This window comes from Streptomyces sp. PA03-3a, assembly GCF_033792735.1.
Taxonomy (GTDB): Bacteria; Actinomycetota; Actinomycetes; order Streptomycetales; family Streptomycetaceae; genus Actinacidiphila.
The window spans coordinates 1-21,796 of the sequence record NZ_JARAVM010000047.1 but is presented as its reverse complement, the minus strand read 5'-3'; the positions used below and the strand labels follow the sequence as shown (position 1 = coordinate 21,796).

Sequence of the window (21,796 nt, the reverse complement as noted above, 5' to 3'; positions counted from 1 at the left end):
GCGTCCGCGTGCGGCGAGCAGTGGTCCTGGCAGTGTCCGTGGTGCTGACGGCCGGCGCGGCGACCGCCCCGGCCGCCGCGCACTTCCCGGAGCCCGTGGTCGCCGAGCAGGTGCGGATGGCGGGTGCCTCGGTGGCGGCCCGGGCGGCCGGGGCCGCCGGGATCGGCTTCGGGGCGTGCCCCTCGGACAGCGGGCTCAAGGCGCCCGTGCAGTGCGGCACGGTCCAGGTCCCCGTGGACTACGCGGAACCGGGCGGCGCGAAGATCGGCCTGCTCGTGAGCCGCCTGCGCGCCGCCGGGCCCGCCTCCGTCCGGCAGGGCTCCCTGGTGTTCAACCCGGGCGGTCCCGGTGCGTCGGGGCTCTGGTTCCCCTCGGTGGGCCGGTCCGGGGCGGGGGCGGTCACCCGCAAGGTCTGGGAGACCGCGGCCAGGACGTACGACCTGGTCGGCTTCGACCCGCGCGGGGTGGGCCACTCCGCGCCGCTGTCCTGCCCGGACCCGGCGGCCACCCGGCACGCCCCCACCGCCGATCCGCGCCCGGCCACCGCCGCGGTGAAGGCCGCCAAGCGCGCGGAAGCCCGGCGCAAGGCGGAGAGCTGCGGAGCGCGGGGCGGCGCGCTGCTGCGGAACATGCGCACCGCGGACCTGGCGCGGGACCTCGACGTCATCCGCGCCGCCCTCGGCGAGCCGCGTCTCAACTACTACGGCGTCTCCTACGGCACCTACCTGGGCGCGGTGTACGCCACCCTCTTCCCCTCGCACGTGCGCCGCATGGTCGTGGACAGCGTCGTCAACCCCGACCCGAGCGGCGTCTGGTACGGCGCCAACCTCGCCCAGGACGTGGCCTTCGAGCGCCGCTGGGCGGACTGGCGCGCCTGGGTCGCCGGGCACGACGCCGTGTACGGCCTCGGCAGCACGCCCGGCCGTGTGCAGGCGAGCTTCGACCGGGCGATGCGGATGCTCGGCAAGCGCCCCGCCGGCAAGGCGGGGGCCGGGGAACTGCACTCGGCGGCGGTGCAGGCCGCGTACTACGACCAGCGCTGGGTCTCCTTCGCCCATCTGCTCTCGCGCTACCTGCGCGGGGACGACGACCCGCTGACCGCCGCGGCCGCCCCCGACCCCGGGGCGGCGAAGGACGAGGAGAACAGCGAGGCGGTCTACCTGGCGGTGGAGTGCTCGGACGCGGCGTGGCCGCGCGACTGGAACGTGTGGGACCGCGACAACTCACGGGTCGCGCGGCAGCACCCCTTCGAGACCTGGGCGAACGCCTGGCTCAACCTGCCCTGCGCCTCGTGGCCGGTCGAGGGCGGGCGGGCGGTGGACGTCGGGGCCCGCCCCGGATCGGGGCTGCCGCCCGTGCTGATCGTCCAGTCGGAACGGGACGCGGCCACCCCGTACGAAGGAGCGGTCGAGCTGCACCGCAGGCTGCCGGGTTCACGGATGATCACCGAGGCGGGACGGGGCTCGCACGGCCTGATCAGCTTCTGGAACGAGTGCGTCACCGCACGCGTCGACCGCTACCTGGTGTCCGGCGCCGCCGGTGACCGGGACGTCAGCTGCTCCGGGCACCCGCTGCCCGTGCCGTCCGGCAGCGGCGGCGCCAAGGACGCCAACACGGGCCGCTTCTACTGACCGGACGGAACGGGCGAGGGCGCGGGGGTCACGACGCGGCCGCGTGCCGCTCCTGGCCGTGGTGGGTGATCTCCATCGCGCCGCTGTCGCCGAAGGTCAGCCGGCAGGTGTCGGCGCGGTAGGTGGCGACGGCCACGGCCGCGACGCGTCCGCCACTGAAGTAGCGGGTGGTGACGACCAGCACGGGGGCGCCGGGCAGCCGGTCGAGCTGCTTGGCGTCCTCGGCGCGGGCCGAGCCCAGCTCCACGGCCCGGTCGTCGCCGTCGAGTTCGACGGCGTGCAACTCCCGCAGGACGGCGGGGGCGTGGCCGGCCGGAGTCAGGTCGCGGGGAAGGCCGGGAACGGAGGACCGGGGGACGTAGAGCAGCTCGGTGGCGACGGACTGGCCGCCCATCGAGCGGACCCGGCGGACGGTGTGCACCGCCTCGTCGGTGTCGGTGCCGAGCACGTCCGCGACGGCGGCCGGGGCGGCGGCCTCGACGCAGCCCACGGTGCGCCAGGCGTCACCGGTCGCGCCGGGCCAGCTGCCCCTCGACGGGCCGACGGAGACGCCCACGCGCGGCGGGGCGACCGTGGTGCCGACGCCGCGGCGGCGCTGCAGGCGGCCCTCGAGCTCCAGCTGCTCCAGCGCCTGGCGCAGCGTCGCCCGGGCGACACCGAAACGGGCGGCGAGATCACGCTCGTTGGGGAGGATCTCACCGACCTCGAACTCGGAGTCGAGCGCGTCGATGAGGACGGTCTTGAGGTGCCAGTACTTGGGCTCCGGCACGTTCTCGAGCTGCGTGGTCCCCACCCTGTCCTCCGCAATCCGGCTGACGCCGTCCGGGGTTTGTTCAGCCTTGTTTCCGAACGGCTCTTTATTAAAGGTTCTTGCACTACCAGGCGACGATAGAGCCGCCCTCCGAGTTGGTCAAGACCAATGCTCAGGGGCCCGGCCGTGTACGGACGGCAGGACCGCGCACCGTTCACGAGGTGTTCGCGCCCGTCGTGCGCCGTTCGTCCGCTGGTAGCGTTGGTGATCACGTCGAGCGAGGGGAGCTGCCATGGGTCCGGTCACGGTGGTCACCGGAGGCGGCCGCGGCATCGGCGCGGCGGTCGCCCTGCGGCTGGCCCGGGAGGGGCACGCCGTCGGCATCGGCTACGAGAAGGACGCCGACGCCGCCGAGGACACCGCCCGCAAGGTGCGGGACACCGGCGCCCGCTGCGTCGTGGTGCGTGTCGACACCAGCGACGCCGCGCAGGTGGACGCGCTCTTCGACACGGTGGCCGAGCGGCTCGGCTCGGTCACGGGCCTGGTCAACAACGCCGGCGTCACCGGGCCGCTGGGGCGGTTCACCGAGACCCCGGTCGAGGTCATGCGCCGGGTGATCGACGTCAACGTGATGGGCGCGATCCTGTGCGCCCGGCGCGCGGCGCTGGAGATGTCCACCCGGCACGGCGGCCGGGGCGGCGCCATCGTCAACATCTCCTCCGGCGCCGCGACCCTCGGCGGCCCCGGGGAGTACGTGCACTACGCCGCCAGCAAGGCCGCGGTCGACGCCCTGACCGTGGGCCTCGCCAAGGAGCTGGCGCCGGACGGCGTACGCGTCAACTCCGTGCAGCCCGGCATGATCGTGACCGACATCCACGCCGCCATGGGCGACCCCGAACGGCCCTGGCGCAACCCGGACCGCGTGCCCATGCGGCGGCCCGGAGAGCCCGACGAGGTCGCCGGCGCGGTGGCGTGGCTGATGTCGCCGGACGCGTCGTACACCACGGGCGCGGTGCTGCGCGTCTCCGGCGGCCTCTAGGCCGCGTCGTCAAACCTGCTCAGCGACGCCTGGCACGATACTCCCCCAGCTGACGCCGGGAGGTGCCCCCACGCTGCGTTGTCGCATCGTCCGAGTAGCCCCGACGAGGACGATCCTCCGCCTTGCGATGCACCGCACCTGGGGGCCCCTCCCAGCGGTAGCTGGGGGAGCTCATCCGACGACAAGGCCTGGCCCCGCGGCGGGCTACGGCTACCGCGAGGCGGCGGCCTCCTCGTCGTCCTCCGTGTCGATCATGCGCAGTATGTCGGTGGCGAGCGCGGCGACCTGCGGGATCAGCTCTGGTGTGGCCAGGGCCAGATGGCACAGCGACCAGGTCAGGGTGACGACCCGGGTCCGCCTCGCCTCCAGGGCGTCCAGCAGGCGGCGCCCGACGAGTTCGGCCGCGTCCTTGCGCACGGCGGGGTCGGTCCAGGCGGTCGCGACGATGGCGAGCGCGGCCGCCTCGCACACCCAGTCCTCGGCGTTGTTCAGCACGTCCACGAGGAGCGCGCGGCGCCGGGAGACGGCCCAGGGCTCGTCCGTGCGGTGGTGGGCCAGACCCAGGCACGCCCACACCTGCACGCAGCGGATCCACAGGTCGGGGGCCTGGGCGGCGAGCGCGCGGCCCATCTCGTCCTCGCGCGCGGCCGGCGGATGGACGAGCACACCCAGCAGGTCCTCGGGGTCCAGCGCGGAGAGCGCCACCGCGTCGTCGTAGGCGGCGACCAGGTGCGGCCAGCCGTGCCACGCCAGCCGGCGCACCGCTTCGGCCGCCTCCGGGGACGGCGGTCGCACGGCGGGCCGCGCGGTCGTGCCCTCGTAGGCCCACAGCGCGACCTCCACGGGGCGCGGCGGGATCCGCAGGTCCGGCTCGGGCACGGACTGGATCTCGGTCACCGCGTTCGGGTAGGCGGAGCGGAGCGCGAGCAGCGCGCTCGGCGGCTCCAGCGCGGAGATCGTCAGCGTCAGCCCGGCGTCGCCCGGCACGGACTGCCCGAGCGCCTGGTGCAGCAGGCTGACGACGGCCTCGTTGCCGCCGGGTATCCAGTTGAGCCACGGCGTGCCCTGACTCAGCCGGGCCAGCAGGTCCGCGGCGTAGCCGTGCCCGGGCTCGGCCCGCAGGTGGTCGGCGAGGGCGACCAGATGCCGCAGGTCCGGCTCGGTGGCGTGGCGCAGCGCGTGCACCGCGGGGGCCGCCTTCGGGTGCGAGGGGTCGGCCGCCAGCGCCCGCTCGGCCCACGCCACGCCCTCGGCGGGACGGCCGAGGCCGTCCAGCAGCTCGGCGATGTCGACGTACAGATCGAGGTCGGAGGGGTCGCGGGCGACCTCGCGCCGCCAGACCTCCAGCGCCTCCTCGGAACGGCCGGCGCTGCGCAGCGCGTAGCCGAGCATCACCGCGGCGGGGTGGGAGGGTTCGAGTTCGTACGAGCGCCGCGCCCAGCCCACCGCCTCCTCGGTGCCGCCCATGCGGCGGGCGAGGGTGGAACCGCACCACAGCAGCATCGTGTGGTCGGGATGGCGGGCGACGCTCGCGCGGACCAGGTCGAGCAGCGGCAGCAGCGGGCCGCGCCGCTCCTCGTCGACGGGGTCGGGCAGTTGCGGCGCGACGCGCGCCGCCGCGCGGGCCACGGTGTCCGGCGCGACGAGCTCCGCGATGTCGGGGCGGCACAACCACGCCACGTCCAGCCAGGGCCGCTGCGGTTCGTACCCGGCGCACTGGGCGAGCAGGCCGACGGCCTCGTCCCAGTGGCCCGCGACGGCGCAGAGGTGGCCGCGCGCCGCCACGGTGCCGATGAACGCCCGCTCCTCGGGGGCGAAGTACGCCAGCGCCGCTTCCGCTCCCCCGACGCGGGCGGCGAACTCGGCCAGTGCCTCGTGGATCTCGGGGAGTCCCGGGTCGCGCGCCAGCGCGTCCTCCAGGTGCCGGGCGGCGTGCCCGAGGTCGCCCCCGGCCAGCGCGATGCGCGCGGTGGCCACTTCGCCCTCCGCCTCCAGCCGCGCCCCGCTCTCGTGACCCTCCGGATGATCGTGCACAGCCGCTCCCCACCTCGAACCGCTCCCGGCGCTCCCGCCCCCGGGGCACCCTAACCGACGCCGCTGAACCCGAGGCCGCGCGCGGGGCGGTGTCCGGCCAGCCGGACATCTCGACCCTCGCATTACTTTTGCACCCCTCACCCGCAGACGCCGGTTACGGCGAGCGCCCCACCCACGGAGGGTGGGCGTGGTCATCGGCCGGCTGTACGCGCGGACGGCGACGAGACCGGCACCACCGAAAGGGCGAACACCGCTCCGGAGCCTGAAGCCCGGCCCTGAAGCAGCCCGCACACCGCCGACGAGGGCCGCGCCCACCCTCCTGTCCGCAGCCCGCATCCTTGCGCCCGAAGGGGCGCGAGACGGCGGGACAGCCGGACCTCGCACCGGCACCACCGCCGGCCCGCCCCGTGCGCTGCCGATTCGTTAACACAAGGAAACGGATTCAAAACCCGAGCGGGCTCTCCGGCGTACACAATCCCTCCAGCCTTCAGCAGGTTGCCGGTTGCTGCACCAACCCCGAGGAGCACCATGTCCGCTCAGGCCACCGACGTGGCGAAGGGCTCTCCGCCACCACCACCGCAGAACGCACTGGACCGCTACTTCCGCATCGGGGAGCGCGGGTCGACCTTCGCCCGCGAAGTCCGCGGCGGCTTCGCCACCTTCTTTACGATGGCGTACATCCTCGTGCTGAACCCGATCATCCTGGGAAGCGCGAAGGACAAGTTCGGACACGCCCTGTCGACCGGTCAACTGGTCACCGCCACCGCGCTGGTGGCGGCCGTCATGACCGTCATCATGGGCGTCGGCGGCAACCTGCCGCTGGCCATCGCCGCGGGCCTGGGCCTCAACGCGGTCGTCGCCTTCCAGATCGCGCCCATGATGAGCTGGGACGACGCGATGGGCCTGATCGTCATCGAGGGCCTGGTCATCTGCGTCCTGGTGGTCACCGGGCTCCGCGAAGCGGTGATGCACGCGATACCGCAGCCGCTGAAACAGGCGATCAGCGTGGGCATCGGCCTGTTCATCGCCTTCATCGGCTTCGTGGACGCCGGCTTCGTCAGCCGCATCCCGGACGCCGCGAACACCACGGTCCCCGTGCAACTGGGCGGGAGCGGGGCATTGTCGGGCTGGCCGGTGCTGGTCTTCTGCCTGGGCGTGCTGCTCACCATCGCCCTGCTGGCCCGGAAGGTGAAGGGCGCGATCCTGATCAGCATCGTCGCCATGACGGTGCTGGCGATCGTGGTCGACGCCGTCGCGGACGTGAAGAGCTGGGGCCTGACCACGCCCAAGGTGCCCGCCGACGTTTTCGCCGCACCGGACTTCGGGCTGCTGGGGCACTTCAGCCTCTTCGGCGCCTTCGCCGAGGTCAGCTTCATCACGGTCGTGATGCTGGTCTTCACCCTGATCCTGTCGGACTTCTTCGACACCATGGGCACGGTCGTCGGCATCACGGCCGAGGCGGGTCTGCTGGACGAGGAGGGCAAGGTCCCGAACCTGGGCAGGGTGCTGCTCATCGACGGTGCCGCGGCGGTCGCGGGCGGCGCCGCCTCCTCGTCGTCGAACACCGCCTACATCGAGTCGGCGGCCGGCGTCGGCGAAGGTGCCCGTACGGGCTTCGCCAACCTGGTCACCGGCGGCCTGTTCGCGGTGGCCCTCTTCCTGAGCCCGCTGCTGACGATCGTGCCGCTGCAGGCGGCGGCCCCGGCACTGGTCGCGGTCGGCTTCCTGATGATGACCCAGGTCAAGAACATCGGCTGGGACGACTTCGAGATCGCCGTCCCCGCGTTCCTGACGATCGCCGTGATGCCCTTCACGTACTCGATCACCAACGGCATCGGCGCCGGCTTCATCGCTTTCGTGCTGCTCAAGGCCGTACTGGGCAAGGCCCGCCAGGTGCACTGGCTGCTGTGGGCGGTGTCGGCGCTCTTCGTCGTCTATTTCGCGATCGACCCGATCGAGCAGCTGCTCGGGGTCAAATAGGCATCGGCGGGCCGCGGGGGCCGCTACGGCCTCCCGCGGCCTCACGATGAAGACCCCGACCGGGACGGGGGCCCCCGGTCGGGGCCGCTGGCCGAGCCGGCGTTCCGCCCCCGGCCCGTACCTGTCGAACTACCGGCGCGGGGAGGGAGTTCCCGCCCGTTCCGGACCCCCCGGTGTGATGTGGCGCACGGCCACGCCGGGCGGCGCCCCGGCGGGGCGTGCGGACCGCTGACCGGCGCGCTGTTCTGCGCGCGGCTGGGCTTCCCGGCGATGGGCGCGGTCCTGGCCTGCCTGCTCCTGCTCGCCGCCGTACCGCTCACCGCGGTGGCCCGCGGCGCGGGTTCCGGCGGCTGGGGCCGGGGCGCCGTGGCGGTCGGCCGCCGCGCCGCCGCCGCGGTCGTGGCCCGCGCGGACGTCGGCCGGGCGGCCTGAGCGGAATTCCGGATGCGGCGGCGGGGGCGCGTCTGGCAGGGTGCCACCTCGTGAACGACACCGGGACCATCCTCATCACCCCGCTCGCCGAGCGCCCCGCGCTCATCCCGCGGCTCTGGGAGATATCCGAGAACTGGCCGGCCTTCGTCCCCCAGGACCCGGTCGCCGGCGCCCTGTTGCACCGGGTGGCCGAGGACTTCCCGCGGTACTGCGTCGTCGCGACCGACGGCGACCGGGTCGTGGCGCGCGGCTTCGCCGTCCCGTTCGACGCCACCGCCGAGGGGCGCGAGGAGACTCCGGACCAGGGCTGGGACCGCGTGCTGGTGTGGGCGTACACCGACCTGCGCGACGGGCGTCCGGCGACGGCCGCCAGCGCACTGGAGATCACCATCGACACCGGGTACCTGGGGCGGGGCCTGTCGCACCGCATGGTGGCCGCGCTGCGCGACGCAGCGCGGGACCTGGGCCACGAGGCGCTGCTCGCCCCGGTCCGTCCCACGGCCAAGCACCTGAGGCCGCGGCTCCCCATGACGGACTACGCCGGACTGCTGCGCGAGGACGGGTTTCCCGAGGACCCGTGGTTGCGCGTGCACGTCAGAGCGGGCGGTGTCGTCGTGAAGGTGGCGCCGGCCTCGATGACGGTCAGCGGGACGCTGGCCCAGTGGCGGCGCTGGACGGGGCTCCCCTTCGACCGGGACGGCGCCGTCGAGGTACCCGGGGCGCTGGTTCCGGTGCACTGCGACACCGCGCACGACCACGCCGTGTACGTCGAGCCCAACGTCTGGATCCGCCACGCCACGGGCGGCCGTTAGCCGAGCGCCCGGTCCAGGTTGAAGGCGGCGCTGATCAGGGCCAGGTGCGTGAAGGCCTGCGGGAAGTTGCCGCGCTGCTCCCCGGCGCGGTCGATCTCCTCGGCGTACAGGCCGAGGTGGTTGCCGTAGGTGAGCATCTTCTCGAAGGCCAGGCGTGCCTCGTCCTCGCGCCCGGCGCGGGTGAGGGCCTCGACGTACCAGAAGGAGCAGATGGAGAAGGTGCCCTCGTCGCCGGGGACGCCGTCGGGGCTCGCCGCGGGGTCGTAGCGGTACACCAGGGAGTCGGAGACCAGGTCCTTGCCGAGGGCGTCGAGCGTCGACAGCCACCGGGGGTCGGTCGGCGAGATGAACTTGGACAGCGGCATCATCAGCACCGACGCGTCCAGCACGTCCTCCCCCTCGCTCTGGGTGAACGCGCCCCGTTCCTGCGACCAGCCGTTCCGCATGATCCGCCGGTAGAGGTCGTCGCGGGCCCCGTACCAGCGCTCGCGGTTGGCGGGCAGGCCGCGGTGGTTCGCCATGCGGATGCCGCGCTCGATCGCCACCCAGCACATCACGCGGGAGTACAGGAAGTTCTTGCGGCCGCCGCGGGTCTCCCAGATGCCCTCGTCGGGCTGGTCCCAGTTGTCGCAGACCCAGTCCACGAGTTCGCAGACGGTGTCCCAGTGCGCGCTGGAGACCGGCTTGCCCCACTTGTCGTACAGGTAGAGCGAGTCGATGAGCTCCCCGTAGATGTCCAGCTGGAGCTGGTGGACAGCGTTGTTGCCCACCCGGACCGGCGCGGATCCCGCGTAGCCCTCGAGGTGGGCCAGCTCCCGTTCCGGCAGTTCGGAGCGGCCGTCGATGCCGTACATGATCTGCAGGGGGCCGGTGGTGCAGTTGGTTCCGCCCGTGCAGACCCGGTCCGACAGGAAGTTCATGAAGGCCTCGGCCTCGTCGGTGAAACCCAGCCGGAGCAGCGCGTAGACGCAGAAGGCGGCGTCGCGGATCCAGACGTAGCGGTAGTCCCAGTTGCGTTCGCCGCCGATGCTCTCGGGGAGGCTGGTGGTGGGGGCGGCGATGATGGCGCCGGTGGGCGCGTAGGTGAGCAGTTTCAGGGTCAGCGCGGACCGGTGCACCATCTCGCGCCAGCGGCCCCTGTACTTCGACTGGGAGAGCCAGTGCCGCCAGTAGCGCACGGTCTTCTCGAACTGGTCCTCCGCCTCGGTCAGCGGGCAGCCGCGGGGGCCGACACCGTCACCGACGTTGTCCAGAGCGAACACGGCGGTCTCGCCCTCGGAGAGCTTGAACTCGGCCCACACGTCCCGGCCGTCGTTCTCCAGCGGCACCGAGCAGGTCAGGGCGAGGGTCTGGGCGGGGGTGGCGAACAGCGCCTGCATGCCGTTCATGTGCACGGTGTGCGGCACGGTGCCGTAGTCGAAGCGCGGTGCCACCCGCACCCGGAACGGCAGCACGCCCCGCACGCAGATCACGCGGCGGATCAGCCGGTGGCGGTCGGCCTCGTGGCCGTCGTCGACGACCGGCATGAAGTCCTGCACCTCGCCCATGCCGTCCTCGGCGAAGAACCGGGTGATCAGCACATTGGTGTCGGGGAAGTAGAACTGCTTGGTGCGCGCGGGCACGTCCGCGGCCAGCTCGAAGCTGCCTCCCCGGTCGGCGTCGAGGATGGAGGCGAAGATGCTGGGGGCGTCGAAGCGCCCGGAGCAGTACCAGTCGATGGTGCCGTTCGTGCCGACGAGCGCGGCGCTGCGCAGGTCGCCGATGAGCCCGTGGGCGGCGATCGGCAGGTACCGGCCGTCGCTCGGCGGGAAGTCGGACCGGGGGGCTTCGGCTGTCACGGTGGCCTCCTCACGTGCCGGGAAACGGCAAAAGCCACCATTCAGACTAACCCTCCGCGGCCTGCTCCTTCGGTCGGGACCGTGCCGCCCGCCGGGCCTACGCCTCCCCGGCCTCTGCCCTCTCCGGTCCGGCGGGCCGCTCACCGGCGTATTCGAGGACGGAACGGGCCTCGGCAAGCCGCTGCGCGGCGACCCCGGCGTCCCCGCCCTCGTCGCCGCCCTCGTCCTGTCCTTGGTACTGGGCGATCACCGCCCGGGCCCGCTCCACGGCCGCGGCGTGCCGTCCCAGGTCGGCCTCGAGCCAGGCGGCCATGAGCTGGGCCGCACTGCGCGCGGGACCCGGGCCGAAGATTGTGATCGCGCGTTCGGCGCAGGCCAGGCCCTCCTCGTACGCGGCGCGGGCCGAGCCGTCCGTGTCGTCCTCGCCGGGCTCGCCCGGGCACGAGCGGACGATCAGTTCACCGGTCTGCCGGTGGGTTCCCGCCAGTTCGGCGCGCAGATGGGCGGCTGCCGCCCCGTCTCCGGCCGCCGTCGCCGCGGCCAGTGCCTCCTCGGCGACCGCGGCGGCCTCGGCCATCGCGGCACGGCCCTCGGCGAGGCCGCCCTGGCCGTCGTGGAGGGTGAGCCAGGCCCGGGCGCGCAGGGTGCGCACGAGCGGGACGGGACGCTCCATGGCGCGCCAGAGCTCACCGGCGCGGCTGTACGCCTGTGCGGCCTCACCGGCCAGGCCGGCCCGTTCCAGGGAGTCGGCGGCGAGGTTCGCCAGGACGGCGTGGTCCTGCTGCTCCTCCCAGTCCTGTGCGATCTCGGCGGCGAGCAGGAACTGCTCGGCCGCGGCGCGCGGCTCGTCCAGGTCGCGCAGTGCCTCGCCCAGCCACCAGCGGGCCTGGACGACCCGCCCGTCGTGGTGGGCGCGCACCAGGTCGGGCAGGGCCGTCTCCAGGACGGTGGCGGACTCCGCGGCCCTGCCCTCGCGCAGCAGCGCCCCGCCGAGGACGAGTCGCGCCCAGGCGCCGAGCTCCTGCGACATGTCGCCCTCGTCGGCCCAGTGGGCGCCCTCCAGGGCGTGGTCGGCGGCCTCGGCGTCGGCGCCGCGGGCGGCGAGTGCGGCGGCCAGCACGGTGTGCAGGTGGCCGCGGTGCACCGGGCCCAGGGCGGTGGCGCCGTGCCCCAGCGCGGCCCGGGCGGACTCCTCCGCGGTCGCGTGGTCGTCCCGCTGGAGGGAAAGGTCGGCGAGCAGCGCCTCGGGTTCGGCGGCGTACCAGGGGGTCCCGGCCTCGTGGTGGAGGCGGGCGGCCCGTGCGAAGAGCCCGGCGGAGGCCGCGACGTCGCCGCGGGCGGCGGTGTGGCGGGCGTGCAGAGTGATCGCGTCGGCGAGCCGGCCCGCCATCCTCTCCTCGTCGCGGTGCTCCTCGGCGAAGGCGATGATCCGCAGCAGCTCCGCCTCGTCCCCGGCGCCGGGCGGGCTGACCTCGAGCCTGGCCAGCCAGGCGCCGGTCAGCTGGCGGGCGGTGGCCCGGCCCGCGTCGTGCAGTTCCCGCAGTGCGTCGACGGCGGCGTCGAGCGCGGCGGAGGCCCGGCCGGTCCGCTCCGCGAGGGCCTCCGCGTAGGCGGCGCGGACGCGGCAGGCGGCGGCCTCGCCCGGCTTCCCGGCCGTCTCGTACAGTCCCGCGGCGGTGTCGAAGAGCGGTACGGCGGTGCCGGGGTCGGTGAAGGCGGCGATGCCGGCGTGGTCGGCGATCTCGGCGCGGTCCAGGTCGCCCAGGGCGGTCCCGGTGCGTTCCGCGGCCCGGCCCGCGGCGGCCCAGGCGGCGCCCGCGTCGGGGTGCTGGGCGTCGCTCAGCGCGCGGGCCTCGGCCAGCAGCGCGCCGACGTCCTCGCGGTCCGGGGGCACGGCGGCTGCCGCGGGCGCGGGCTGCGCGGCGGCGGGCGCGATCAGGCGCTGCCGGGCCCGGACGCCCAGCGGGAGCCGCTCCACGAGGGGCCCGGCGGCGAGGCGCTCGCGCAGGCGGCGGCTGACGGCGTCGTTGCCGTTGCGGGCGTCGAAGCGCGCGGAGACGGCCGCGGCCTCGCGTTCGGCGTGGGCGAGCAGTGCGCCGGCGGTCCAGTCGGTGCCGGCGGGTCCGGGAACGCTCCGGTCGCCATGGCCGAGGGCGACGAGGCGGCGCATCAGCAGACCGCTGACGGCGAGGTGGTCCATGAGCGTGTCGGGGTCGCCGGTGTCGGTGAAGTACGCGGGGTGTTCGGCGAGGATCTCCAGGGCGCGTGCCTCGTTGCCGGTCAGGGCGCAGAACTCGACGTGGCGGGAGACGGCGCCGCGCATGCTCTCCATCGGCCGCACCAGGCGGTAGCCGCGCAGGTGGTGGGCGCGTGCCTCGTCGAGCCGGCCGAGCCGGACCAGCGGCAGCAGCGAGGACGCCAGCACATTGTGCGGTTCGTGGGCGCAGGTGTACTGCCCGGCGAGGACGGGCTCCCAGGTGCGCAGCGCCTCCTCGTCGCGGCCGCGGTCGACCTGCCAGCTGCCCTGGCCGTGGAGCTCGCAGGCGTGGCAGTCGGCCATGGCGTCGCGGTCGGCGGCCAGCCACGCGGCGTGGGCGGCCTCGGCGCGGGCGGTGTCGCCGAGGTGCCGGGCGATACGGAACTCGCCCTGGTGAACGGCGCGTTCGGAGTGGCCGGCGAGGCGGTAGCGATGCTCCATCTCACGCTGCCACTTCTCGATGGAGGCGAGCGGCACGTCGGGCTGGTCGAGCATGCCGCTGGCCACCCACTTGAAGATCCAGTGCAGGTGGTGGGTGTTCGCGCCGTCGAACTCCCCGGGCCGCTCGTCCCACATGCGCAGCAGCCGGGCGAAGGGCACGAAGAACTTGTCCCTCTCGCTGCTGTACGCGTAGGCGCCGGCGAGGTTGAACAGGGCGTCGACGAGCAGCGGGGTGTCCCCGGTGGCCTCGGCCTCGGCGACGAGCCGCTCCGCGCCGGCGTTGCGGGCGCGGCCCTCGGGCTCCTCGCGGTTGTGGTGGAGGGCGCGGCGTACGGTCTCGACCGCCGGATCCCGGGTGCTCATCGACCGTCCTCCTGATCGGCGTCGCCAGGCCTGCCCGCGGGGCCGTCCGGGGTCTGCGCCGCCCACTGCAGCAGACCGAGGAAGGCGCGGTTGAGGAGCGCGGAGTCGGCCGGGCGCAGCGGGCGCTGGGCCATCAGCAGGGCCTGGCCGTACAGCGCCTCGGCGGCGGTGCCGACGAGTTCGGGGTCGGTGAAGCCGCTGATCCGCCGGACCAGCGGGTTGAGGTGGTTCAGCACGAGCCGGGCGCGCGGGGTGCCGCCGCGCAGTGAGCCGAGGATGCCCGCCCACAGCTCGTCGGCCTGCTCCTCCTCCTCGGCGCGGGCGCGCTCGTGGCGGGCGGCCCGGTCGTCCAGGTGGAGCGCGGGGACGGTGACCGGGTGGAAGGTGCGCAGCGACACGTCGCAGCCGAGCGGGTCGAGCCGGGCGCGGGCCGCGGCGAGGAAGCCGGACAGGGCGAGTTCCTCGGCGGGGTCGACGGCGTCGAGGTGCGCGGTGACGGTGTCCGCGTCGAGTTCGGCGACGGCGGTGCCCGGGCGCACGGTGGGCAGCAGCTCGACCAGGTCGGCGTCGTAGGTGTAGCCGCCGTTGACGACCCCGATGCCCTGCGCGGAGGCGATGGCCGCGACCTGGCGGTACTCCTCGACGGTGCGGGTGAAGTGGACGACGGGGTGGCGGCGGGCGAACTCCTCGAGCGAGAGCTGCCCGTCGGTGGTCTCGAACGGCAGCCACGGCAGCATCGTCCGGAGCATCCCGGCGTCGTGCCGGGCGAGCGACTTGACGCCGAGGTGGTGGACGGCGAGGAACTGGGCGAGCCGTTCCCGGTCGCCCGCGGCGAGTTCGGTCAGCCAGCCGCGGATGCGTTCGCCGAGCGCCTCGCGGACGGCGGCGAGCGTCTCGTCGGCGTACAGGCTCTCCCGGGACGCGGTGGGGCGCAGGCTGTCGGTGTCGATCACACAGCGGACGAAGAAGGCCCATTCCGGGAGGAGTTCGTCGGCCCGTTCGGTCAGCAGCATGCCCTTGAGATGGACGCGGTGCCCGGCGCGCTGGGCGGGGCTGACCGCGGCCGGCAGGACGTAGCCGACGCCGCGCACGCCCGCGAGGGGGACGTCGAGGTCGATGACGTCGAGCGGGGTGAAGCCGAACTGCTCGTGGCAGTCCCGGGCGAGCGCGACCCGGCGGGCGGCCTGCCCGGGGTGCGGGCGCTCCCAGACCGGCGGGCGTTCGGTGACGGGCGTGTCGCCGACCCGCACGTCGTACGGCAGCAGGGAGCCGAAGTCCTTGGCGAGGGCGAGCACGCGCTCCTCGGCGAGCCACTCCGCGGCGCCCGGCCGGGCGGTCAGGTGCACGGTCGTACCGGGCTCGGGGTGGTCCCGCGCGGGCAGCGTGCGGACGGTGTACGAGCCGTCGTCCCGGGCGGTCCACTCGACGGGCGGGGCGTCCGGGGTGCGGGCGGAGCGGCTGACGACGCGGATCTCCGCGGCGACGACGAAGCAGGCGAGCAGCCCGATGCCGAACTGGCCGAGGAACTCCGAGCGGGCGCTCTCCAGGCTGTCGCGCTTGGAGCTGCGGCCGATGGTGGCCAGCAGGTCGTGCACGTCGGACTCGGTGAGGCCGACGCCGGTGTCCTCGACGCGCAGCCCTCCGCCCTCGGCGTGCAGCCGCACGCGGGCGGGGGCGTCGGGCTGTTCGGCCCGGCGGGCGGTGATCGCGTCGACGCCGTTCTGCAGCAGCTCCCGCAGGTAGACCTTGGGGCTGGAGTAGAGGTGGTGGGACAGGAGGTCCACCAGGCCACGCAGGTCGACCTGGAAGGCGTGCGGTGTCTGATCTGCAGTCATCGTGGGGGCGCCGGTGCGTTCCGGGGAGGGCGAACGGGGCGCGGGTAGGGCGATCGGGTGATCGCGGCCGCCTGATTGCGGAACATCGTATGGCGGCGGAGCCCGCGGTGACCAGGGGGTTTCGTCGTGCGGGGCGGCCGTTGGGGAGTGCGGGGCGGGTGGGCGCCGCCGTGCGGCGCGGTGCGGTTGTTCACTGGGCGTTCGGATCGACGGCACACGGCGCGAGTAGGAACGGGGGCGGACGCATTGGCGGACGCATTTCGGCGGACGCATATCGGCGTACCGGCACGGTACTTGGGAGGTCAGGATGACGGACGGATCCGGGAGCGCGGTCGGGCGGCGCTCGGTGCTGAGGGGCGGGCTCGCGGCCTCCGGGGCGCTGCTGGTGCCGGCGGTCGCCGCGCCCGCGCTCGCCCTGTCGGGCAGGCCCGCGGCGACGTCGGGTGTGCAGACCGGCGACGTGACGGCGTCGGGCGGTCTGGTGTGGGTGCGCGCGGACCGGCCGGCGCGGATGGTGGTGGAGACCTCGGCCACCGAGTCGTTCCGCCACACCCGGCGCTTCCACGGCCCGGCGGTCGGCCCCGGCACCGACTTCACCGGGGTCACCCGGCTGCACGGCCTGCCGGCGGGCGAGCAGGTCCACTACCGGGTGCTGCTGGCCGACCCCGACGACCCGCGCCGCACCGGCGAGCCGGTCACGGGCACCTTCCGTACGGCGCCCGACGCGCGGCGCGGCGGGGTGCGCTTCGTGTGGTCGGGCGACCTGGCCGGGCAGGGCTGGGGCATCAACCCCGACATCGGCGGCTACCGCATCTTCGACGCCATGGGCGCGGTGGACCCGGACTTCTTCCTGTGCAGCGGCGACAACATCTACGCCGACGGCCCGATCGCGGCGACCCAGGCGCTCCCCGACGGCAGCACCTACCGCAACATCACCACGGCGGAGAAGTCCAAGGTCGCCGAGACCCTGGCCGAGTTCCGCGGCAACTTCCGCTACAACCTGCTCGACGAGAACCTGAGGCGCTTCAACGCCCGGGTGCCGTCGGTCATCCAGTGGGACGACCACGAGGTCCGCAACAACTGGTACCCGGGCGAGGTGATCGCCGCCTCGGACCCGCGCTACACCGAGAAGAGCGTGGACGTCCTCGCGACCCGGGCGCGGCGGGCGTTCGCCGAGTACTTCCCCATCTCCTCGCTTCGCCCGGACGGCGCCGGCCGGGTCTACCGGGTGCTGCGGCAGGGCCCGCTGCTGGACGTGTTCGTCCTCGACATGCGCACGTACCGCAACGCCAACTCCCCCGACGACCAGGCCCACGACGCGCAGGGCATCCTCGGCCGGGAGCAGCTGGAATGGCTGAAGCGGGAGCTGTCGCGCTCGCGCGCGGTGTGGAAGGTGATCGCCGCGGACATGCCGCTCGGGCTGGTGGTTCCCGACACCACGGAGGGGGAGCCGAACATCGAGGCCGTCGCGCAGGGCGACCCGGGCGCCCCGCTCGGCCGAGAGCTGCAGATCGCCGAGCTGCTGCGGTTCGTCAAGCACCGCGGCATCACGGGCACGGTGTGGCTGACCGCCGACGTCCACCACACCTCGGCGCAGCACTACCAGCCCTCGCGCGCGGCGTTCACGGACTTCGCGCCGTTCTGGGAGTTCGTGTCGGGCCCGCTGAACGCGGGTGCCTTCCCGGCGAGCGCACTGGACGGGACCTTCGGTCCGGAGCGGGTCTTCGTGAAGGCGCCGACGGCATCGAACGTCTCGCCCGCCGAGGGCTACCAGTTCTTCGGGCAGGTCGACATCGACGGCCACTCCGGCGACATGACGGTGCGGCTGCGCGAGCAGGACGGCACGGTGCTGTTCACGAAGGTGCTGCGGGCGGGGCTGGTCGGGCAGTAGCGCCGGCCGGCGCGGGTTCCACGGGCCGTGGCGCCCGGCGGCGCGCTCGCGCCGCCGGGCGGTCCGGTGGTCCAGCGGGCCGCGACCGCGATCCCCTCCACCACGGCCCGCAGCCGGGAGACCGTGCGGAAAGACATGTCGCCGGCGAGACATGTCGCCGGCGAGACATCACCGCTCGCACCGACCTGGCGGCGTCCGCAAGGGACGCAGGGCAACGGCCGCCGGGCGCGTACCGGTCGGCCCCGCTAGACTCGATGCCGTAGTCGCGTCGACCACGACACCGCATCGGGTGCGGTTACGTCGCTTCCGGTCGGAAGGGTGCCCGCGAGCGCGGGTCGGGTGAACCGCCCCACGCCGTGTCGGCCATGCCGGTGGCCCGGCCCGTCGGGTCCCCATACGGCGTCCACCTGGCCGACCACACCGTGCGGCAGGAAGCCGAGTACCCCTGAGAGCGGTGCGGTGGCGGAGAGGCTGTCAACGTGAAGAAGCTGCTCAGCCCGAGCGTTCCCGCCATCGGCCGCCCGCCGGGTCTCCCTCAGGCGGATGCGATCGACAGCGCTCACACGGGCGGGACGCCTCGCGGCCTCAAGGACGACCTCGTCGCGCTGCTCGGTGAGGACCACGTGCTGCATCGCGTCTCGGACCTCGTACGGTACGCCTCCGACGCCAGCCCCTACCGCTACCTGCCGCAGGTCGTCGTCCTGCCCCGTGATGTGCACGACGTCCAGGAACTGCTCGGGTACTGCCGTCGCAGCGGCCGGCACGCCACATTTCGTGCCGCCGGAACCAGCCTCAACGGCCAGTCGCAGTCCGATGGCATCCTCATCGACGTACGCCGGCACTGGAGCGGGATGAGCGTCGAGGACGACGGCGCACGCCTGCGGGCGCGACCGGGTAGCATCCTCGGCCACGCCGCGGCGCTGCTGCGCCGGCACGGTCGGCGCCTCGGACCGGATCCGGCCTCCTCGGACGTCGCCACGATCGGCGGAGTCCTCGCCAACAACGCGGGCGGAATGCGCTGCACCTTGGAGCGCGACGCCTACCACACCGTGGCGTCGATGACCTTCGTGCTGCCGTCCGGCACGGTGATCGACACTGCCGCGTCGGACGCCGAGGCACAATTTGTCGCAGCGGAACCCGAGTTGGCGTCCGGACTTGCCGAGTTGAGGGAGCAGCTGCTCGCCGACAGCGAGCTCACCGCGCGTGTGCGTCACAAGTTCTCGATCCGCAACACCACGGGATACACCCTTGCGGCGCTGCTCGACGCCGACACCCCGCTCGAGATCTTCCGGCGCCTCATCGTCGGTTCCGAAGGCACGCTCGCCTTCATCGCCGAGGCCGTGATCGACACCCTGCCGGCCCCCTCGGTAACCACGGTCACCTGGATCGCTCTCCCGTCGGCCGCAGAGGCGGTCGCTCTCGTGCCAGGTCTGGTCAGCCTGGGGGCCGAAGCCGTCGAACTCATGGTCGCGCCCGCTCTCACGGCCGCCGCACAGGCGTTCCCGAACACCCCCGAGTACTGGAAGACCCTCGATCCGGGCGCGGCAGCGCTTCTCGTCGAGTTCGGCGCCGCCGACCCGGCCGATCTTGACCAGGCCGAGGCCCGTGTCGCGGAGCTGGTCGCGGATGCCGACCTGCTGCACCGGCTCGACTTCACCCGTGACCAGGAGCTCATCGAACTGGACTGGCGCATCCGCGAGGGCCTGCTCGGCATCGTCGGCCGACTACGCCCGCCAGGTGCCGCCGTGGTCAACGAGGACGTCTGCTTCCCTCCCGCCCGGATCGCCGAGGGTGCGGCCGACCTGCACGCCCTCCTGACCGAACACGGCTTCCTGCCCGGTGTCGCGGGCCACGCCGCGTACGGCAATCTGCACTTCACACTGACGCCCAAGCTGGCCGACCCCGCCGACCGCGAGAGGTACGCCGCATTCATGTCCGACCTGGTGGCGCTCGTCGTCGACAAGTACGACGGGTCGCTCAAGGCGGAGCACGGCACCGGGATCAACATGGCGCCTTTCGTCCGACACGAATGGGGTGACAAAGCCACCGAGATGATGTGGCGCATCAAGGAGCTCGCCGACCCGCACGGCGTCCTCGCCCCGGACGTCGTGCTCACCCGCGACAACGACATCCATCTGAAGTCCTTCAAGTCGACACCCGACATCGAGGACGTCGCGACCCACTGCATCGAGTGCGGGTACTGCGAGGCTGTCTGCCCCAGCCGCAACGTCACGACGACCCCCCGCCAGCGCATCGTGCTGCGCCGGGAGATGGCGCGGCAGGAAGAAGGGTCTCCGCTGCTGGCGCAGTTGCAGGCGGAGTACGAGTACGACGGCATCGAGACCTGCGCTGCGGACGGGACCTGTGCCATCCCCTGCCCCGTGCACATCGACACCGGCGCGCTGGTCAAGGGATTCCGGCGGGACGAATCCACAGAGCAGCGGGAGAGGGTCGCGCTGAAGATCGCCCAGCGGTGGGCGACCGTGGAGGAACTCGCCCGGACCGCCATAAGCGCCGCCGACATCGTCCAGCGAGCCGTCGGCTCGAAGGCGCTCACGCGACTGGCGGCCGGCGCACGGCTCGTGATCAGCAACGACCTCATGCCGGCGATCCCGGGAGCGATGCCACACGGCGCGTCGAGCAGGCCACCTCGGACATCCCGTCACGGAGCGGCGGCCGTCTACTTCCCGGCCTGCGTCAACCGCATCTTCGGCCGCGACCCCGGAATGCCGCGGCACCCATCCCTGCAGACCGCGCTGGTCGAGGTATCGGCCCGGGCCGCCAAACCGCTGTGGATCCCCGGCGACGTGGCCGGCAAGTGCTGCTCCACGCCCTGGAGCAGCAAGGGCTACACCCGCGGCCACGCATGGATGGCCGCGACCACGTGCGACGCCTTGTGGTCCTGGAGCGAGCACGGCTCGCTCCCCGTGGTCATCGACGCCGCTTCGTGCACCAACGGCCTGCTCGACGATGTCAGGAACCACCTCGACGACGAACACCGGGCCCGACTGGAGCAGATCACCCTTCTCGATGCGATCACCTGGTGCGCGGACCTGCTCCCGTACCTGACCGTCACCAGGCAGGTGGGCCGCGTGGCGGTGCACCCCACCTGCTCGACCGCGCATCTGGGCCTGAGCAGGACCCTGGAGGCCATCGCCGGACAGCTGGCCGACGAGGTACTCGTGCCGGTCGGCACCACCTGCTGCGGCACGGCCGGCGACCGGGGACTCCTCCACCCGGAGCTCGTCCGGTCCGCGACTCGGGACGAGAAGGCCGCCTTGGACCAGACCCCCGCCGACGCCTATCTGTCGGCGAACCGCACATGCGAGATGGGACTGCGCCAGGCCACCGGTCGCCCGTACGAGTCCTTCGTTTTCCTTCTGGAAGAGCTGACCCGCCCCCTGTCCGTCACGCCGGGCACCGGGTTCCTCACTCCGGAGGTGTAGGAGCTGCGTATCGAGGACAGTGCCGCGGCTTCCGGCGCCTCCGCGTCCCGCTGCCGTCCGGCAGCGGGACACGGTCGTCGACGGTCCTCGGCTCGCCTGCCGTGGGCGGCTACGCGTCACCTGTGCGCAGGCGCGTGACGAGCTCCGGCGGGCGCACCGACCGGAGCGCGACACCTGCGCTCGGTGGCGAGGGGAGTCTCACCCTCCGACCGGGCCTTGCGGTGCGAGGCCCCGGCAGGCCTCCGCCGCCGCGTAGAACCGCTGCTTCGTGAAGGACGTGCCGTCCGGCAGCTGGGCGGTCCGCGGGTCGGGATCGGGGTAGCCGGACAGTCCGTTCTCACGCACGCAGGCCGAGAACTCCCTGTGCTTCTTCATGTCCTGCGGGCTCACGTACAACGACACGGTGTTCCCCTTGCCCGCACGCGGCTCGCACGTCTTGAAAGCGGGGTCGGTCACCGGCAGTGTGCTGCCGTCGGCCATGCGGGCGAACATGGTGTTCGCTTCCGGCTTCGGGTCAGGGTCCTTCGCGTCGACGCCGTGCTCGCGCAGACACCGCGCGTAGTCCGTCCACCCGGCCACGTCGAAGGGTCCGCTGTACACGGAGGTGTACTCGTGTTCCGCCGCTTCGGCGGCGTTGCCGATCTCGACGCTCCCGACCAGGGCCGCCGCCGCGGCGGCGGCCAGCACCGCGGAGGTGCCGAGCGTGCGCTTGACCAAGGTACGCATCAAATACGTCTCTCTTTCCATGGGATCCGGACGGGCCGGGAGCCGACCCGGTAGCGGCAGACGCCCTTCCCGCTTGATCCCATCCGACCAAACCCCGTGTGAACCGGGTGTGAGACGCCAACTCCCCCGGATGTCCGGTCGCCCTCGCGATGCGGCCCCCGGCCCGAGGAGTTGGCGTGCCCTTCGGGTCACTCGTTCTCCGGTCAGTCCTGTTCGGGTTGGTCGGGGCGGATGGCGATGTGGTCGGGTTCGAGTTCGAGCATGACGCGGTTGCGGATGTCGAGGGCGTGGGTGTAGTCGCGGGGGAGTTGGAGGCGGCC

Annotated in this window: 13 protein-coding genes and 1 pseudogene; 7 read left to right on the top strand and 7 right to left on the bottom strand. The window is 73.4% G+C overall.

The window, feature by feature from the left end:
- Nucleotides 1-8 precede the first annotated feature (8 nt).
- Complete coding sequence (locus PV342_RS36365) at nucleotides 9-1,631, top strand: alpha/beta hydrolase (protein WP_400806417.1); 1,623 nt, start codon at nucleotides 9-11, stop codon at nucleotides 1,629-1,631.
- Nucleotides 1,632-1,659: 28 nt separating this feature from the next.
- Here the strand turns inward: PV342_RS36365 and PV342_RS36360 are convergent, their stop codons facing one another.
- Nucleotides 1,660-2,424, bottom strand: coding sequence for a GntR family transcriptional regulator (locus PV342_RS36360; protein WP_018561657.1), 765 nt, complete (start codon nucleotides 2,422-2,424; stop codon nucleotides 1,660-1,662).
- Between the two features lie 250 nt (nucleotides 2,425-2,674).
- Between PV342_RS36360 and PV342_RS36355 the strand changes: the two genes are divergently transcribed.
- Nucleotides 2,675-3,421 (top strand): SDR family oxidoreductase, encoded by a 747-nt coding sequence (locus tag PV342_RS36355; RefSeq protein ID WP_500320442.1) that lies wholly within the window; start codon nucleotides 2,675-2,677, stop codon nucleotides 3,419-3,421.
- 210 nt (nucleotides 3,422-3,631) lie between these two features.
- On the opposite strand, the gene PV342_RS36350 is transcribed toward PV342_RS36355, so the two are convergent.
- On the bottom strand, nucleotides 3,632-5,455 hold the full coding sequence (locus tag PV342_RS36350) for a tetratricopeptide repeat protein (protein ID WP_500320440.1): 1,824 nt from the start codon (nucleotides 5,453-5,455) through the stop codon (nucleotides 3,632-3,634).
- A 528-nt stretch (nucleotides 5,456-5,983) separates the two neighbouring features.
- On the opposite strand from PV342_RS36350, the gene PV342_RS36345 reads away from it, so the two are divergent.
- The 3 genes from PV342_RS36345 (at nucleotide 5,984) to PV342_RS36335 (ending at nucleotide 8,679) form a co-directional block, all read left to right on the top strand.
- Nucleotides 5,984-7,435, top strand: coding sequence for an NCS2 family permease (locus PV342_RS36345; protein WP_500320438.1), 1,452 nt, complete (start codon nucleotides 5,984-5,986; stop codon nucleotides 7,433-7,435).
- 180 nt (nucleotides 7,436-7,615) lie between these two features.
- Nucleotides 7,616-7,867 carry a hypothetical protein gene (locus PV342_RS36340; RefSeq protein WP_500320436.1) on the top strand — a complete coding sequence of 84 codons (252 nt, stop codon included), beginning with the start codon at nucleotides 7,616-7,618 and terminating at the stop codon, nucleotides 7,865-7,867.
- A gap of 50 nt (nucleotides 7,868-7,917) precedes the next feature.
- Complete coding sequence (locus tag PV342_RS36335) at nucleotides 7,918-8,679, top strand: N-acetyltransferase (protein WP_400806409.1); 762 nt, start codon at nucleotides 7,918-7,920, stop codon at nucleotides 8,677-8,679.
- Here PV342_RS36335 and PV342_RS36330 read toward each other — a convergent pair.
- The 3 genes from PV342_RS36330 to PV342_RS36320 all read right to left on the bottom strand — a co-directional run bounded on the left by PV342_RS36330 (nucleotide 8,676) and on the right by PV342_RS36320 (nucleotide 15,413).
- Nucleotides 8,676-10,517 (bottom strand): glycoside hydrolase family 15 protein, encoded by a 1,842-nt coding sequence (locus PV342_RS36330; RefSeq protein WP_400806407.1) that lies wholly within the window; start codon nucleotides 10,515-10,517, stop codon nucleotides 8,676-8,678. The genes PV342_RS36335 and PV342_RS36330 overlap by 4 nt on opposite strands.
- Before the next feature lie 97 nt (nucleotides 10,518-10,614).
- Nucleotides 10,615-13,578: a tetratricopeptide repeat protein gene (locus tag PV342_RS36325; RefSeq protein WP_500320435.1), complete on the bottom strand. Its 2,964-nt coding sequence runs from the start codon at nucleotides 13,576-13,578 to the stop codon at nucleotides 10,615-10,617.
- Nucleotides 13,575-15,413 carry an HSP90 family protein gene (locus PV342_RS36320; RefSeq protein WP_500320433.1) on the bottom strand — a complete coding sequence of 613 codons (1,839 nt, stop codon included), beginning with the start codon at nucleotides 15,411-15,413 and terminating at the stop codon, nucleotides 13,575-13,577. Before PV342_RS36320 ends, PV342_RS36325 begins: the two co-directional genes overlap by 4 nt.
- Nucleotides 15,414-15,720: 307 nt before the next feature.
- Between PV342_RS36320 and PV342_RS36315 the strand changes: the two genes are divergently transcribed.
- Together PV342_RS36315 and PV342_RS36310 are read left to right on the top strand one after the other, a co-directional pair.
- Entirely contained in the window at nucleotides 15,721-17,304 is a 1,584-nt protein-coding gene (locus PV342_RS36315; RefSeq protein ID WP_500320432.1) for an alkaline phosphatase D family protein, read from the top strand.
- A gap of 479 nt (nucleotides 17,305-17,783) precedes the next feature.
- Nucleotides 17,784-20,750, top strand: coding sequence for an FAD-binding and (Fe-S)-binding domain-containing protein (locus tag PV342_RS36310; protein ID WP_500320430.1), 2,967 nt, complete (start codon nucleotides 17,784-17,786; stop codon nucleotides 20,748-20,750).
- Between the two features lie 198 nt (nucleotides 20,751-20,948).
- Here the strand turns inward: PV342_RS36310 and PV342_RS36305 are convergent, their stop codons facing one another.
- Nucleotides 20,949-21,476, bottom strand: coding sequence for a hypothetical protein (locus tag PV342_RS36305; protein WP_400806397.1), 528 nt, complete (start codon nucleotides 21,474-21,476; stop codon nucleotides 20,949-20,951).
- Nucleotides 21,477-21,679: 203 nt separating this feature from the next.
- Nucleotides 21,680-21,796: pseudogene (locus PV342_RS36300) on the bottom strand (ABC transporter ATP-binding protein); the annotation flags it as partial.